The sequence below is a fragment of the Xanthomonas citri pv. citri genome (genome assembly GCF_000961215.1).
GTDB lineage: Bacteria > Pseudomonadota > Gammaproteobacteria > Xanthomonadales > Xanthomonadaceae > Xanthomonas > Xanthomonas cissicola.
Genome location: NZ_CP008998.1, coordinates 1368706 through 1384042, shown reverse-complemented (window position 1 = coordinate 1384042; position 15337 = coordinate 1368706). Strand labels below are relative to the sequence as shown.

Sequence of the window (15337 nt, the reverse complement as noted above, 5' to 3'; positions counted from 1 at the left end):
TTTATCTGCGATGAGCCTGTCCGGAAGCGCTGTTGTCTTTTCGCGCTCCAAGGCGACGTTGGGAGGCAGCGATGTCGGCATGGTCGGGATGCTCTATGGCCAGGAGCATCTTGTCAAAACCGGAATATCGCGAAGCCTGCTGGGGCAAGCAGTGGAATGTTGCGCGAAGGGGCAAGGCGCGGAGGCCAACAAGCGCTTGGGCTACATCGTCGGCTCGGCAGCCAGGCTGCTTGAAGGCACCATGGACAAGAGGCCACGCAACAATGGCTGACACTGGCCTTCCATGCCTTTCTCGATACCGAAACAGGGACGACATTGACGGAAAAGCGAAGACGGGTGCGTTGGACATCGACGCTGTCTGCGAGATTCACGACAATCTGGTTGCCGCTGATCCTCGATTACGCAACCCGCTTGGTATCCCTGCCTTATTTGACGTCATCAACGTCGCGGCCGCACAGGACTTGGTCAATGCGCTGCAGGGCCACCATCTTTCGCGGCAAAACATTCCGGACTCATCACTGCTGGCACTGCCCAACACGTCTTGATCGCCTCGCGACGCCTTCATGATGCAGAGCCGCTGGATACATTCCTGACCAAGGCGTTTCTGCCGCCTGACGTTTCGCTTGCGCAGGCCAAGCAGGCCGCTGTCCGTGTTAAAAGAGCTGCCGCCGGCAGCGATGCGCAGGTAAATGAACTGACCGCAGACCACGCGCTGCGCGAATGAACGATCCGGTCAATCTTCGTTCGGGCAAACAGGCATTGATCGATACGCTGCGCAACAGCGGTCTGGACGGGCTGTTCGCCTGGCTGCTGGCCAGGCTGGCCCTGAGCGAAGCGTCTGATCTGGGCCCTGACAATATGCTGGTCATTCCCGGAGAAGATGCACGCTACAAGGTCCTCAGCATGATGGGACCGGCTTTCGCTACAACCGGGAAAAGGCCTGCTGCAACTGGCCACTCACATTGAGTGATCCGTGCGCTGAGGGCATGTATTCCGGCGATCTCCTTCCTTGGTAAGGACCGACCGAGCGTCGTGATTATTGTTGCCCGCCAGAGCCAGCCGCCCAAAGCTGGCCAAGCAGCTTGGAGCCGATGGTTGCCCGGTGCACCTTGGCCTCGGTATTTCCGAGGGCGCGCATCATCTCCTCCCAGCGTGCGCCCAGGTTGACTTCCCTGGCCGTCTTCAGGTGGACGGCGGCCAAGTCCTTGTAATGGAGCGCGCGCAGCCTGGCGGGGGTTACCGGTTTTTCGGTATGTACGTGGACGAACCAGGGCGCGGGAATGTCTCCATTTGACTGCGGCGCGTGCTCGATACGCACCTCGAATAGCCTGCCACGGTCGCCCTCCGAGCGAAGGCGCTTCGGCGCCGTGACGCGTGCCACTCCATTCATCGCCAACAGGCGCTCCAGATGCGGCGCCCGTGGCTGCGGATCGGTCTTGAGCGCATCGGCTTCGCGCCGTTCGAAAGCATCCTCGATCCTCTGGAGAAGCCGCAGCCGCGTATCGAGTTGTTCGATGCGCCCGTCTCCTGCACGGAGCTTGCTTTTGAGCTGCAGCAGACGCTCACTCGATCCGAACCAGCCCTGCATGCAGGTCCTGGCAAAATCGAAGGCCGTCGCCGCGTCATGCCTGGAGTCGCCGATCAGGCGCTCTACGTCGGTGGTGTCCTTGCCGAGGCGCTTGGCGAGCGCGATGAAATCGCCCCCGAGTTCTGCCACTGGCAACGACTCCAAGCGCGTGCCTCTCAGTATCTCGTCGGCCTGCTTTTGCGCTGCGCTGCGCTCATCGATGACCCGCCGCGCGGCGGGCGCTGCCGCCGAGCTGGAAGCATCAGGCGTACGCGTGCCTGCCTTGTGTGACCTGCTCGATTTGCCTGCTGTCGTTGTCGTTGTCGGCACGCTTGGTGTGCTCGACGCCGGTGCTTGCTCGGGCGTAGCCGCTGCTGCGCCAATCAGCTGCCTGTCCTGGATGGCGAAATCACACACGTCAAGAATTGCCTGGCGTTGGTCGGCAAGTGCCTGGGCAAGATCGAGCATCGTTGGCCATAGATGATCTGTGGCACGCCCCCCGTCCTCGATGAGCGCGGCGGCATCCATACACAGCTGCGTCGCCGCTCGGCCACGCAGCTCGGCGTATTCGACAAGCACTTGCTTGTACATGGACAGCATCTGCGGCGTCAGTGAGTGCTCGGTTGAGGACAGGCGTTCGATATGGACCTGGATCACATGCCTGAGCGCTTCACCCACCTCAGCGTGGCCAAGATCCTCGACTTCTTCGAGCTCCCTCAGACCGTCAAGCACCTGGGGCAGGCCGCAATTGCAGGCCTCATCGGCAAGTCTCCTTGAATGTATTTCGACGAGCATTCCGCGGACGGTCTGCATCCGTTCATGGCACGATCCCATCATCGCCCTGACGACCGGAAGATTGACCTTGAGCGAGTCGCGCGGCCCCTGACGCGTCATCGGCGATTTGATGCGCTGGCAAACGTCCTCCATCGCGGCAAGGGCATTCAGAAGATGCCCGCGTAACGCAAGCCATGGTTCCGGTTGCTGCAGACGGAGGGCCTCAGGGGAAAACACCACCATCTCGACCCTTTGGGTCCGCACATGGCCCAATTCGGTAGCCACTTTCTGATCGATCATCTCCTTGCATGAGTCGTGGTGCAGGCATGCGGCTACGGCGAGATGCGTCACCAGGAAATTCTCGTGTTCTTCGATATTGTCGACCGGCATGCGTTTTTGGATACTCAACTCGGCCAGCGCCTGCAAGGCCTGTCGAGCGGATTCGATCGCAGACGTTCCGGACCGGAGTCTTGCTTCCAGGGCTCTGATATCCGTTGGCTGTGTCGGCACTATGTTTTGTGCCAGGTCGTTGAAGCGTTTCAGCCTGGACGAGGCCTTGCTCAATACTTCGAAAGGATCTGGCCCTTGCGGAACTGACGGCGCGGCAAAGAGCGCCGCCATGACGTCCTGTGCGTTGGTAGAGGATGCCGCTGGGAGATTGGCTCTGGAAGCCCGGCCCAGCCGCCGCGGCCTGATGGAAAGCCCGCCGAGTTGCGCTGAGGGCGCCGCACTGTCGGCAGACGTGCTTGCGGCTGATCCCGAGCCCGATGGTGTCGGTGCAGTTTGAATCAATTGCGCGGGATCCGGTGGGGCCTGCTTGGTCGATTCAATCTTAGGCACGGTGCATCCTCCGATATCGCCATTCAATTTGCTCGCGCACGGCGTCCGAGTGTCCCCCCGCCCGGGAATGTGCGTGGAACGTGGTGGTGCGGCACCCCAGCCTTGCTAGCCGGCAGCAATGCGTGTTGCCACTGCGTGACGCAATAACCGCGTTACCTGTGCCATGGCGCTCGAGCCACCTGCCTCATCGTGTTGCATGCTGCAGCGCCTGCGTCACTCACTGCTCGCTGCACCCTGCATTCTTCATCATGCAATTGCGGGATGACCTGCAGCGACTCCGTATTGCCGTTTCAACGCAAGAAGCGCGACCCACTCATGTCGATGTGCGTGACATCGCCGCCTTAGTAGACCACCGAATGCTGCGCCGTTCGCATGCGGCGCGAATGCTTGGTGACTGATACGAAGACGACTCGACTGCGCACGCCGTTATTCAAGGACCGGACAAGGCGATCAAGGCATCTCCAACTACTTTGAGCTCCTATCAAGACCCGCTAACACGTCCGACGCCCTTTGACTGTGAGACGAGTGCGAAGCGTCCTGTGGCGCGTGGAGACAAGGCGTGCGCTGCGGCCCAGGCTAGCCGCCTGGGCAAGGCGCGCGACGCGGTATCGGCCCGCCACAGGGCGCTTGTTGGAAAAACACCTCACCGGGCAGTTCAAGAGAATTCAGGCGCACCCCATGTCGTGCGCATGCACGTTGAGATCGCCCCGACCTCTACACTGTTTCGGTCGAAAACTGCTGCGCATTCGCCAACGCACGATATTCGCGCGGCGTCATACCCACCGCTTGCTTGAATTGCCGCGCGAAGGCGCTTTGATCGCTGAAGCCGCAAGCGTGGCCGATTTCGGTGAGGCTCTTGTTTCCGTGCAGCAGATGCATCGCCATCTGCAGGCGCAGCTTGGCCAATACTTGCTGCGGCGTGAGCTGGAATACCTTGCGGAACGAGCGTTGCAGCTTGGACATGGAAAATCCGGTGATCTCCACCAGAGCCTGCATGCGGACGTTCTGCGCGTAATTGGCGTTGAGATACGCCAGCGCAAGTCGCAGCTTTTCGTATTGCGATTCGTGGCCATCCTGCGGGCCCAGATCGCGCGAGATGCCGATGATGCCCTGCACCTTGCCGTTCACCACCAACGGCCGCTTGCAGGTCAGGCACCAGCCAGGCTCACGGTTGGCGAACAGGTGGAGCTCCAGCAGGTTGTCGATCACCTCGCCGGCCAGCACCTGCTCGTCCTGATTGGCGTAGTTGGCGCCCAGGCCACTGGGATAGACCTCGGCCACACGCTTGCCGATCAGGTCCTTGCGCGACTTCAGCCCCAGCCGCCGCAGCATGGTCTGGTTGACGTGGGTGTAGCGGCCCTCGCGATCCTTGACGAAGAACAACACGTCCGGCACGGCATCGAACAACGCTTCAAGATCGGCAGGATCGATGCTCTTCATGCGAAAGGGTTCATGCAGGGCAAGGTGCTCGAGACCGGGAAAGGCGCATCAAACCAGGCGCGCGATCGAAACAATCCGCCCCTGCCGCGCCATGATACGCCGCATGCGCGATCTGCCTGCGGCCTGGGGACTCAGCGCGAGTTGTTGCCTGCGTCCACTGCCGCCGGTGCAGGCTTGGCATCTCCCGCCGCAGCGGTCGGGTTACCGATTCGATCCAGCGGCACCTGTCGCGCACGCCAGCTCTGCACCACCGCCGCACCGGCCTGTGAGCCTACCTGCACGCGCAGGCGCGCGCTGCCGCCGGGCGCAATGAACTCGGTCTCGCAGTCGCCAGCGGCCATGCAGCTATCGGCCGCAAGGGGATCCACCACTTGCCAGCCTTGCTCCATCACCGCCTGCGCAAACGCGCGATACCCCATGCCGGATTTCAGCACGGCCGGCAATGGCACGCTCGCGTCGCCGCCTTGCTCGGACGACGCAGGCAGCACCACCGGCGCGCGCGCAGGCGCAACGGCAGGCCGCGACGCAGCGCCCAACGCGGGACTGCAGATCAGAGCGATTGCCCACAATGCGGGGCGGAACGACGTGCGCATGCAAACGGTCCTTGCGGTCCTGGCAGGGAACTGGGAAGAGGAAGATGCGCTAGTTTGACATGCCCGTGATGCGCTGCGGCAATCGCATTTGGGATGCATTGGCCCGTGATCTGGACAGCGGCGTTGCAACCGGGCCAGTTCAAGCGTCCTCATCCAGCGCGCGTCATTGGAACTGACAACGCTGCAGATCACCATTCGCCGCCGCCATCCATCGTTGCAGCCAACGGCAGACGCATCGATACCGGCGCGACCAGCGCCTGCCCGGTCGCCATCGTCGCGAGCAAGCTGCATCATTGGGGTTTGCCCGCGGAGTCACCGATGGCCATGGCCAGCTCTTCAACCACGACGTCTTCAACCTATGCAGTCGGGCAGCTGTGGCGCTGCCGCGGGCGCAGTGCCGCCGAAACGCCGCTACTGCTGATCAACCAGATCGATACGCATCCGCAGGGTGGCCAGATCCTGCACGTGACCATCAGCGACGTCCAGGTGCGTCATGCGGGAATGCCCAACGGAACGCTGGACACGCTGCCGCACATTCCGGTCATTGCACAGACGCTGGAGCGCAGCGCTGCCGAACACGTCGGCGACAGCACGCCCAATCAGGCGTATCTGCCCGGGTATGCCGAGTGGAAGGCCGCGTTCGACGCCGGGCGTGCCGGCTCGTTCGGGATTGCGGTGTCCGAGATTCTGGACATCGTGGAAGGCCAGCTGGCCAAGCGCGGCTAGCACTGAGCAGGTGTCAGGCGGGCATGGACTGCCAGGAAGAACTGCAGCGCACGCGCGGCAGATGCCGGTGTGGAGTGCCGGCAGCGTGCGTCTGGCAGTGCGCGCAATCGGCTCGCCAGCACTTCAGGCGCAACAGTCAGGATTCGCTTGCCGAAACGGTGACGTCGACAGCGCCCATCGCCCAGAGAACGCATTCGCTCAAGCAACCGACACGCCGCGCCTGGCGGCGTGTCGGTCGTCCGTCACTGACCGATATGCTGCTTCAGCCAGCTGTTGACGGTGTCATGCCACAAGACGCTGTTATCCGGCTTGAGCACCCAGTGGTTCTCGTCCGGGAAATACAGGAACTTGGAATCGATGCCCTTGCGCTGCAGCGCGGTGAAGGCGGCCAGGCCTTGTTCGACCGGAATGCGGAAATCCTGCTGACCGTGGATGACCAGCATCGGCACCTTCCAGTTGTCTACGTGCAGCACCGGGTTGAACTTCTCGTAGCCGGCCGGGTTCTGCCACGGCGTGCCGCCGTTTTCCCACTCGCTGAACCACAATTCCTCGGTGGCGTAGCCCATGGTGCGGTTGTCGAACACGCCGTCGTGGTCGACCAGGCACTTCCATGGTTGATTCCAGTTGCCGGCCATCCAATAGACCATGTAGCCGCCATAGCTGGCGCCCAATGCGCAGGCCTTGTCGCCGTTGAGGAAGCCGTATTGCTTCTGCGCGGCGGCCCAGCCTTTTTGCAGATCCTCCAGCGGGCGGTCGCCCCAATGCTGGCTGATGGCGTCGGTGAATTCCTGGCCGTAGCCGGTAGAGCCGTGGAAGTCGATCATGACCACCGCGTAGCCCTGGCCGGCGTAGGTCTGCGGATTCCAACGGTTGCTCCAGCCATTGCCAAAGCTGCCCTGCGGGCCGCCGTGGATGAGGAACGCCACCGGGTACGTCTTGCCTTCCTGGTAGTTGTACGGCTTGACCACGTAGCCATGCACGGTGTCGTTGTTCCAGCCCTTGAACTGGAACTGTTCGTAGTCGCCGAACTGCACCTCTGGCAGCAGTTCGCCGGCGCTCTGGCTGATCGCACGCAGGCCCTGGCCTTGCGTGTCGCTGACGAAGACCTGGTCGCCACTCTTGAGCGAGCTGCGCGTAAACGCCAGCGTATTGCCGGCCAGCGTCGGGGCGTGCACGCTGCCCTCGCCCACCAGCTTGGCGGCCTCGCCGCTGGCGATATCGATCTTGAACAGCGGATGCTCGCCGAGATCGTCGGCACTGGTGTACAGGCTGCTGCCGTCGTCGCTCAGCACGATTTCGCCGGCCGAGCGGTCCCACTTCGGCGCGATCTCGCGGGTCTTGCCGCTGGCCACATCCATCGCCATCAGGCCGAAGCGGTCGGCCTCGAAACCCGGGCGCTTCATGGCGCGGTAGTACAGGGTCTTGCCGTCGGTACTGAACACCGGGCCGGCATCCCAGGCCGGGTTGGCCGCGGTCAGGTTGACCGGCGCGGACTTGCCGGTCGCATCCAGGCGGTACAGATCGAAGTTGGTCTGCCACGGCTCGTCGTTACCGGTGGGCTTGCCGCTGGCCTTGGCGTTCTTGCCTGCTTCCGGGCCATGCGGCTGCGGAATGCGCACGCTGGCCACCACGCTGCTGCCATCCGGCGACCAGGTGTAATCGTCGTTGCCACCGAACGGCTTGGACGGCGCGTCGCCGGCCAACGTGGCGCTGATCGCCGACGCCCCGACCACTGCCTTGGCACCGGCCGCAGGCAACTCGGCGACGAACAAGGTATTGCGGCGGCCATCGTTCCAGGTGTCCCAATGACGCACGAACAACTGGTCGTAGATCACGCCGCTGGCCTTGTTATTCTTGCGCTCGCCCAGCTTCTTCTTGGTGCAGCCCAGGTCAGAGCCGCAGTCCTGGAACACGCCCGCGCTGAAGGCGATGCGCTTGCCGCCCGGCGAGAGCTTGTAGCTGTCCACGTCTACTGCAAATGCGGTGAGTTGCTGCGGGGTGCCGCCGGCCATCGGCTGCGCGTAGAGCTGCTGGCTACCGGATTTGCTGCTGAGGAAGTACACCGTCTTGCCGTCCGGCGACAACGCCGGGCTGTTGACGTTCCATCCTTCCGGGGTGAGCCGCTTGGGCGGCGACAAATCGCGGGTGCGCAGATTGCGCACCCACAGGCTGGTGGCCGGCTTGCCATTGGCGGTCTTGGCCTGGCGCTTGGCGAACAGCACGCTGCTGCCATCGGGCGTGAGCGTGGGCGAGGACACCCGGTCCAGCGCCACCATGTCGCGCACATCGAAACCGCGCGCGGCGGCAAGGCTTGGCAGGGCAGCCAGCAGACACAGGGGCAATACGGCGTGACGCAGCTTCATCGAGCTCTCCGGCAACGGCAAAACGTCGATGGTAGGCGTTGCTGCGGCGCACGCGCAAAGGCAGGAGGTCATGCGTGCACGACGTGGTGCGCCGCGCGCGCATGCGCCTGGCCCATGCCGCCTGCACGCGGCACGGGCGGCTGGGCGCTCTAGCGCGGCTAACAAAACGTAGCGAGCAGTCGTCAGGCGGGTGCGGACGGCGCACAGGAACCGCGGCGTACGCGTGGCACATGCCGATTCCGAGCACCGGCCGCGCCCGCCTGGCGGCTACGCAGTCGTTTTGTGAGCTGCTCCTAGAAGCGGTGCGACAGGCCTACGTAGACCTGCCTGTCGGGCGTGCGGTCGTTGAGGCCGAAATTCGCACCCACGTCCAGCTGCAATAGCGGGTTGAGCAGATACGTCGCCGCAATATCGGCCGAGTACTGCTCGACGGTCCGTGCAGGGTCGCGGTTGATCGAGGACCACAGCTCAACCGCCATCGACACCTTCGGTGTCAGCGGGCGCGCCAGATTGATCACGTTGACGATGGCGACATGCTTGCCGCTGCCATCGCTGTCGGCCAACCAATCCAGTTCCGGACCGAACGTCAGCGAGAAGCTGTTGGGCAGCGCAAAATTGATCGGCAATGCGACGCCGCCCTCCCATTCGTCGTTGCCCAATCCGGTGCGCGCGGTGGGTGCCTTGACGAACGGCAGCAGCGCCACGCTGGCGGTGCCGCTCTCGTACACACGCGCCTTCATGCGCAGATAGAGATCGCCGCCGCCGCTCAGGCTGCTGCGCGCGCCGGTGGCGCGGTCGGTGGTCTTGACCTGCAGCTGCGGCGCCCAATTGAGTTGCAGATCGATGCGGTCGCTGACGCCGTACTTGAGCGTGGGATTGGTGAAGTACGCTGTTTCTGTGCGTGTGCCGGGCTGGCTGTCGCGCGTGTCATTGCCGATGTCGGTTTCCAGCTGCCAGGCGCCAGCCGGCACGGTGCAGGTGGCATTGGCCTTGGTCGGCCGATCGGTGCAAAGCGCCGCTTCGGTGGCGTCTTGCGCCTGCGCCTGAACTGCGAGGCTGCTCAGCGCTACAGTCACGATGACGGCGAGCAGCGATGCGGGTGTCTTGCGGGTGGACGAGCGCGAGGTGATGGTGGGCATTGCGGTGATTCCAGGGCAAAGCGCGGCACGGATCGCATGACCGTGCAGCGTTGAAGAGTGGGATGAGTAAAGCGTTACGACGCGCGGCATGGCGGCGCTGCGCTTGGTCGGCGGCGCCGCAACTGGTTTTTTTCAGGGCGGCGTCAGTGCGGTCACGATGCGATGCATACGCCTGCTGCCGAGAAGTGCGCAGGCTTGCACTGCCAGACACGTGCCTGGCTTTGCGGCGTCATGCACAGCGTGAGCGCGCCACGTTCTACAGCGTGGTTGGGATCAGGATCAGTCCAGGCATGCAGCACTCATGGCGCACCGTTGTGCGGGAGACGGCACGATAAGCAGCAGCGGCATAAAGTCGCTATGCCTGGCAGCTGCGCAGGGCGTAAAGCCGGCGCAAAGACATTGAATGTCGATGGCGGTAGCCGATGGCTATGCAGGCAGAGATGCCCTGCATGCGGTAATGCTGCACGGTTCGCATGCGGTGCGTCGGACGCAGTCGCAGCCATGCAATCGAAACGGCGAATCAACTTCCGTCGTACGGAGGACCTGGCGCCATTGCGGCGCTGGCATGTCTTCGCCGGGTAGAGACCGGCGGCCCAGACAGCTGATTCCCGATCCATCACACCTGCAATGGATCAGCCACGCATACAACCACGCGCGGCTTGCAGATGGCGCATGCTGGGCGCATGCGCCATCTGGCATCGCACTCAGGCGACCTGTTCGCCGCGCTTGCCGACGCGATACAGCAGCCAGCCGACCAGGGCCAGAATCGCCAGGCCGACCCACTGGTTGAGCTGCAGCGCGGCCGGCAATGCCAGCACGTCGGCGCGGCTGGACAGCACGATCGGCACCGCAATGGCGATGCCCATCAATGCCTCGCCGGTGATCAGGCCGGCGGCAAACAGCACGCCCGGGCGATGCACGCGGTCACGGCCGTCTTCGTCGTCGGCACGGATGTTGTGGAAGCGCTCCACCAGATGCGCGATCAGACCACCGAGGAAGATCGGCACCATCAATTCCAGCGGCAGATAGATACCGATGGCCGCGGCCAGCACCGGTACACGAAAGCGCTTGCCGGTGGCCTTCAACCATTCGTCCAACGCGATGATGGCTGCACCCACGCCGGCACCGATCGCGATCATGCTCCACGGCAGCTGGCCGCCGAACAGGCCCTTGGCCACCGAGGCCATCAGCGTCGCCTGCGGCGCGCCCAGCGAATTGGGATGCTGTGGCGTAGCTGGGCCGATGCCGTAGGCCTGGGCCAGCAGGTTCAGCACGGGAGCCATGATCAATGCGCACGAAAACGCGCCGATACCCAGCATCAGCTGCTGCTTCCACGGTGTGGCACCGACCAGATAACCGGCCTTGAGATCCTGCAGGTTGTCCCCGCCCACCGCCGCCGCGCAGCACACCACCGCACCGATCATGATGGCGGCCACTGCGCCCAGCGGCGCAGCGCCGATGCCCACCGGCACCAGGCCGCTCTTGCCGAGCAGCAACACCAGCACCGCCGAAGCGAACAGGATGGTGGAGATGGTGATGCCCGACACCGGGTTGTTGGACGAACCGATCAAACCCGCCAGATAGCCCGAAACCGATACGAACAGGAAGCCGGCCACGATCATGATGATGGTCATCGGGATCGACACATGCCACTGCTGCACGATGGCCTGATACAGGCCCAGCAGCGGCAGCGTGCACAGCACCAGCGCCACCAGCATCCACTTCATCGGCAGATCGCGCTCGGTCTCTGCAACCACGCCGCCGCCACTCTTGCGCGCAGCGGCAAAGCCGCTCTTGACGCCGGAAAACAGCGATTTACGCAGCGAGAACAAGGTCCACACGCCACCGATCAACATGGCGCCGACACCGAGGTAGCGAATCTTCGCGCCCCAGATGCCGAACGCTGCATCGGCAGCCGACGCACCGACCAGGCTCTGCGCCAGGGCCGGGTCCGAGCCCATGAAGAACTGCTGGTACAGCGGGATGGCGATGTGCCAGGACAGGATCGAGCCGGACAGCACCACGATGCCCACGTTCAACCCGACGATGTAGCCCACGCCCAGCAGCGCCGGCGACAGGTTGGTGCCGATATAGCCCACCAGCCGGCTGCTGCCCAGGTAGGTAGCCTGCGCCCAGGTGTCGGGAATCACGCGCAGGCCGCTGGCCGCAGCCAGCTTGACCAGCGCACCGATGGCGCCGGAGATGGCCAGGATCTTCAAGCCCGGGCCGGGATTTTCGCCGGCCTTGAGCACTTCGGCCGCCGCCTTGCCTTCGGGGAACGGCAGCGGATCTTCGACGATCATCGAGCGCCGCAGCGGCACCGAGAACAACACGCCAAGCAGGCCGCCCATACCGGCGATGCCGAGCACCCACCAGTACTTGAAGTCCGGCCAATAGCCCATGATCACCAGCGCGGGGATGGTGAAGATCACTCCGGCCGCGATCGACGAGCCGGCCGACGCACCGGTCTGGACGATGTTGTTTTCCAGAATGGTGCCACCGCCCAACAGGCGCAGCACGCCCATCGACACGACGGCTGCCGGGATGGCGGTGGCGATGGTCAGGCCGGCGAACAGGCCGAGGTAGGCATTGGCGGCCGAAAGCACCACCGCCAGCACGATGGCCAGCGCGACGGCACGGAAGGTGAGCTGGCGCGGCTGCGCGTCGTGGCTCATTGGGCATTCCCCTGTAGGCAAAAAATCCGCACCACGCTAGCGCCTGCGTCCACGCGAGTCCAGCTGCGGCGCGGCGTGACAGTGCGCGCGCCGTGGCGGGTGGGCTTCACCGGGGCGACCCGACGCACGCGCTGCTGCCTGGGTTGCAATCTGCCAAGCGCGGCGGTATCCGGCGCGTTGCTCTTGAGGACGCGGGCACGTTTCGAAGCACGTTCACGCCAACGTCGATACAAGTGCGCCGCGCCTGTCACCTGGCGCCAGCTGCCGCCCAGCGGGGGCGTTATCGGGCCAATGCCTGTCCGGATCTGCGCCGGGGCGCGGCGATCACCGCATGCAGCGGCCCGACACCGCGCGTGCGACGCAAGGCGCAACAGACTGCGCATGCGCCGCTACGCGGGGAATGACGCAGCGTCCTGCCCAGGGTTAGTGCAGCAACTCGGCAAAGGCGCGATCTGCCTCGATGACCTCCGGCAACGCGGCGAACAACGCGTCCAGATCCACGCCGTCCATCAGCGGGCTGCGTATCGCTTCCAATGCCGCCGCGTTGGCGCCGCCATGCGCATGCAGCGCATCGCAGACCAGTACCGCCTGGGCCACCAGCAATGGCATGCGCGCACCGTCCGGGGCCGCGGCAGGCCGGACCTGATACCCGATGGCTTCCTGGATCACCACCGGCAACTGCCAGCGCCGTGCCAGCTCGGCCCCGACTTCCGGATAGCCGAAGCCCAGTTGCAGGGTTTCTTCGGCCGCATGACCGGCAGAGGAGGTTTCGTGATTGATGCGGCTGGCGTATTCCGGCGCACCGGACTGGATCAAGAGCTCGCCGATGTTGTGCATCATCCCGCAGGTGAAGGCCGTCTCCGGGTCCACCCCCTGCTGGCGCGCCAGCAGGCGGCAGATGCCGGCCACTTCGAAACTGTGCCGCCAGAAGGCCTTGAGGTCGAAGCCCGGGCCAGCCCGGAACGCGCCAGTCATCGCCGACGCCAGCACCAGCGTGCGCAGGGTGTTGAAGCCCAGCCGCATGGCCGCGTCTTCCACGCTGGTGGAATCGCGCAAGCCATGGAAGCGCGCCGAATTGGCCAGCCGCAACACTTTGGCGGCGATCACCGGATCGCGCTCGATACTGTGCGCCAGCGTATCGATATCGGTCTGCGGATCGTCGAATTGACGGATCAGGTCTTGCGCCACCTTGGGCACGGTGGGCAAGGTGTGCAACTGGTCGAACAACGCCTCCAACTTCATGATCGCCTCGTGGGTGAAAGACAAGCCAGCGCGGCTGCGCGGACCTGCATGGTGTAGCACGGACCGGCTTACTGCCAATGACCGACGGCAGGATGATTCACTCAGGCTTCTGGCTGGGTCTGTACAGCGCACTACCTCCCCGCATGGCCCGACTGACCGCAGAAGCAAGCGAACTCGACAATTAGACGAGGCGACCGTCTCGGTGACCCTCAGTCGGCCTTGGCGCCACCCAGCGATTTGGATAGAAACGCCAGCAGCTGGGCGTAGAACGCGCGTCGATGGGGCTCGGTGTAGAAGCCGTGGCCTTCTGTATCGAAGTACAGCGTTTCCACTGGCGTGCCGGCCTGGCGCAACGCCGCTTCCATTCGCTTGCTGTGCTGGATGGGCGCGCGCTCGTCCTCGCCCCCTGCGGCCAGAAACACCGGCACCTTGATCTGCCTGGCGAGATTGACCGGCGAACGTGCGGCCAGGGTGGCCGGATCGCCCAACCATTGCTTGAGATAGTTCTCGCCGGAGCCGCGCTTCTGGATATCGCCGCTGGTGAACATCATCGGCAAGTCGTAGACGCCCACATACCCGGCCGCGCACGCATACAGGCCCGATTCCTTGGCCGCACCCATCAAGGCTGCGTACGCACCGTAACTGGCGCCAACGATGCAGATCTTGCGTGCGTCGGCATACCCCTGGGCAATCGCCCAGCGCGTTGCATCGGTGACATCGTCCTGCATGGTGCCGCCCCACTGACGCGCGCCGGCGTGCTGGAAGTGGCGCCCGTAATTGCCCGAGCCACGGAAATTGATCTGCAGCACCGCATAACCCGCTTGCGCCAGCAGCTGCGCATCGTCGTCGAACTGCCAGCTGTCGAAGATCTCGAAGGGACCGCCATGGGGCATCACCACCATTGGCAGATGTTTGTCGCCCGCGCTGCGCGGCAGCGTGAGATACCCATGCAGTGGCATCCCGTCACGTGCCTGCAGTGCAATCGGCTGCACGGTGGCCGTGCGCTCGGGGTCGAACCAGTCGCGCCGACTGATCACATGCTGGGCTTTGTTCTGTTGCGTATCGAACACGTAGAAGTCGCCAGGGTTGCTGCCCGAATAGGCTTCCAGCATCACGTAGCGACCGTCTTTGGTGCTGGAGGTCACGCGCACCGCGTTGCCGGCGAAGGCCGCCTCCAGGCTGTGATACATCCGCGCTTCACCACCATGCTCGTCGAAAAAGCGGGTGCGGGGGCGGTCGGCCATGAAGATGGCGCCAACCGGGATGGTGGTGCCGTTGCGGTAGATGATCTCCAGTGGGTCGGCCACCGCGTCGCGCAATACCTGCTCACGGCGATTGGCCTGGATGTCCCAGCCGACGATCGCATCGGGGCCGTCGGCGCTTTGCACGCGCAAGTACGCAATGCGCTCGTCCTGCGAAAAACCCAGCGGTGTTTCGACATGGCCACTGACTTGCTCGTCGTTGATCAGCGCCCATTCGTCGCCTGTGCCCTTGCGGTAATACAGCTTGCTCACGTTGTCCGAGCCCGCCCCCTGCGCAAAGCGCACCTGCCCATGATGGTCGGTGGTGAAGCTGGCGCGCTGAATCGGCGCACGCGCCAGCGGCAGGCGACGGCCGGTGGTGACGTCGAGCTTTTCTGCGCGGGTGTAGGGATCCTGTCCCGACATCGGCCAGATCGCCACGATCACGCTGCGGTCGTCGTCGGGCAAGGGATCGGTCAGGAATGCGGCCACCGCTTCGGTCTTCTTGACCTTGATGTTGGTGCCAAGGCCGGTGCCGCGTGCGCGGTAGCCCACCAGCAACTCGGCTCCGGTGCCATCGGCGTTGATGGCATACAGCTCGCCGGTCGGCAGCGGCTTGTCGAGCAGGCCGTACTTCTGTGCAATGGAGATCAACACGCGGGTGTCGCTGACCCAGGCGAAATCGCTTACGTAGGTGTTTTTTTCCAGCACGAAGGTGGCGCCGATGCTGTTGTCCG

General features: G+C 64.1%; 9 protein-coding genes, 1 other RNA gene and 1 pseudogene. 2 read left to right on the top strand and 9 right to left on the bottom strand.

Annotated features, from left to right (window positions below):
- Positions 1–88: 88 nt before the first annotated feature.
- A pseudogene (locus tag AMD14_RS06660) lies at positions 89–938 on the top strand (hypothetical protein); the annotation flags it as partial.
- Between the two features lie 98 nt (positions 939–1036).
- Here AMD14_RS06660 and xopP read toward each other — a convergent pair.
- The 3 genes from xopP to AMD14_RS06645 all read right to left on the bottom strand — a co-directional run bounded on the left by xopP (position 1037) and on the right by AMD14_RS06645 (position 5214).
- Entirely contained in the window at positions 1037–3181 is a 2145-nt protein-coding gene (xopP, locus tag AMD14_RS06655) for a type III secretion system effector XopP (RefSeq protein ID WP_011050777.1), read from the bottom strand.
- Positions 3182–3895: 714 nt separating this feature from the next.
- The gene (locus AMD14_RS06650; RefSeq protein WP_005918445.1) at positions 3896–4621 is read right to left on the bottom strand and encodes an AraC family transcriptional regulator; all 726 of its coding nucleotides are present in this window, start codon (positions 4619–4621) and stop codon (positions 3896–3898) included.
- A 131-nt stretch (positions 4622–4752) separates the two neighbouring features.
- Complete coding sequence (locus AMD14_RS06645; protein ID WP_045714558.1) at positions 4753–5214, bottom strand: hypothetical protein; 462 nt, start codon at positions 5212–5214, stop codon at positions 4753–4755.
- A gap of 318 nt (positions 5215–5532) precedes the next feature.
- On the opposite strand from AMD14_RS06645, the gene AMD14_RS06640 reads away from it, so the two are divergent.
- On the top strand, positions 5533–5940 hold the full coding sequence (locus AMD14_RS06640; protein ID WP_015462949.1) for a hypothetical protein: 408 nt from the start codon (positions 5533–5535) through the stop codon (positions 5938–5940).
- 242 nt (positions 5941–6182) lie between these two features.
- Here the strand turns inward: AMD14_RS06640 and AMD14_RS06635 are convergent, their stop codons facing one another.
- The 6 genes from AMD14_RS06635 to AMD14_RS06610 form a co-directional block, all read right to left on the bottom strand.
- On the bottom strand, positions 6183–8303 hold the full coding sequence (locus AMD14_RS06635; protein ID WP_011050773.1) for a S9 family peptidase: 2121 nt from the start codon (positions 8301–8303) through the stop codon (positions 6183–6185).
- Positions 8304–8459: 156 nt separating this feature from the next.
- A non-coding RNA gene (locus AMD14_RS22965) (sX9 sRNA) lies at positions 8460–8535 on the bottom strand.
- A gap of 61 nt (positions 8536–8596) precedes the next feature.
- A complete protein-coding gene (locus AMD14_RS06625) occupies positions 8597–9442 on the bottom strand; it encodes a transporter (RefSeq protein ID WP_003490261.1) in 846 nt (281 codons plus the stop codon).
- 704 nt (positions 9443–10146) lie between these two features.
- Positions 10147–12117, bottom strand: coding sequence for an OPT family oligopeptide transporter (locus AMD14_RS06620; RefSeq protein WP_011050771.1), 1971 nt, complete (start codon positions 12115–12117; stop codon positions 10147–10149).
- 423 nt (positions 12118–12540) lie between these two features.
- Positions 12541–13359: an HDOD domain-containing protein gene (locus AMD14_RS06615; RefSeq protein WP_003490255.1), complete on the bottom strand. Its 819-nt coding sequence runs from the start codon at positions 13357–13359 to the stop codon at positions 12541–12543.
- A gap of 209 nt (positions 13360–13568) precedes the next feature.
- Positions 13569–15161 carry an alpha/beta hydrolase family protein gene (locus AMD14_RS06610; protein ID WP_040107737.1) on the bottom strand — a complete coding sequence of 531 codons (1593 nt, stop codon included), beginning with the start codon at positions 15159–15161 and terminating at the stop codon, positions 13569–13571.
- Positions 15162–15337: the final 176 nt, after the last annotated feature.

Bases quoted from the DNA above. Each gene is read 5' to 3' on its own strand.
- AMD14_RS06650 (WP_005918445.1), bottom strand. From the start codon at position 4,621: ATGAAGAGCATCGATCCTGCCGATCTTGAAGCGTTGTTCGATGCCGTG.
- AMD14_RS06645 (WP_045714558.1), bottom strand. From the start codon at position 5,214: ATGCGCACGTCGTTCCGCCCCGCATTGTGGGCAATCGCTCTGATCTGC.
- AMD14_RS06640 (WP_015462949.1), top strand. From the start codon at position 5,533: ATGGCCATGGCCAGCTCTTCAACCACGACGTCTTCAACCTATGCAGTC.
- AMD14_RS06635 (WP_011050773.1), bottom strand. From the start codon at position 8,303: ATGAAGCTGCGTCACGCCGTATTGCCCCTGTGTCTGCTGGCTGCCCTG.
- AMD14_RS06625 (WP_003490261.1), bottom strand. From the start codon at position 9,442: ATGCCCACCATCACCTCGCGCTCGTCCACCCGCAAGACACCCGCATCG.
- AMD14_RS06620 (WP_011050771.1), bottom strand. From the start codon at position 12,117: ATGAGCCACGACGCGCAGCCGCGCCAGCTCACCTTCCGTGCCGTCGCG.
- AMD14_RS06615 (WP_003490255.1), bottom strand. From the start codon at position 13,359: ATGAAGTTGGAGGCGTTGTTCGACCAGTTGCACACCTTGCCCACCGTG.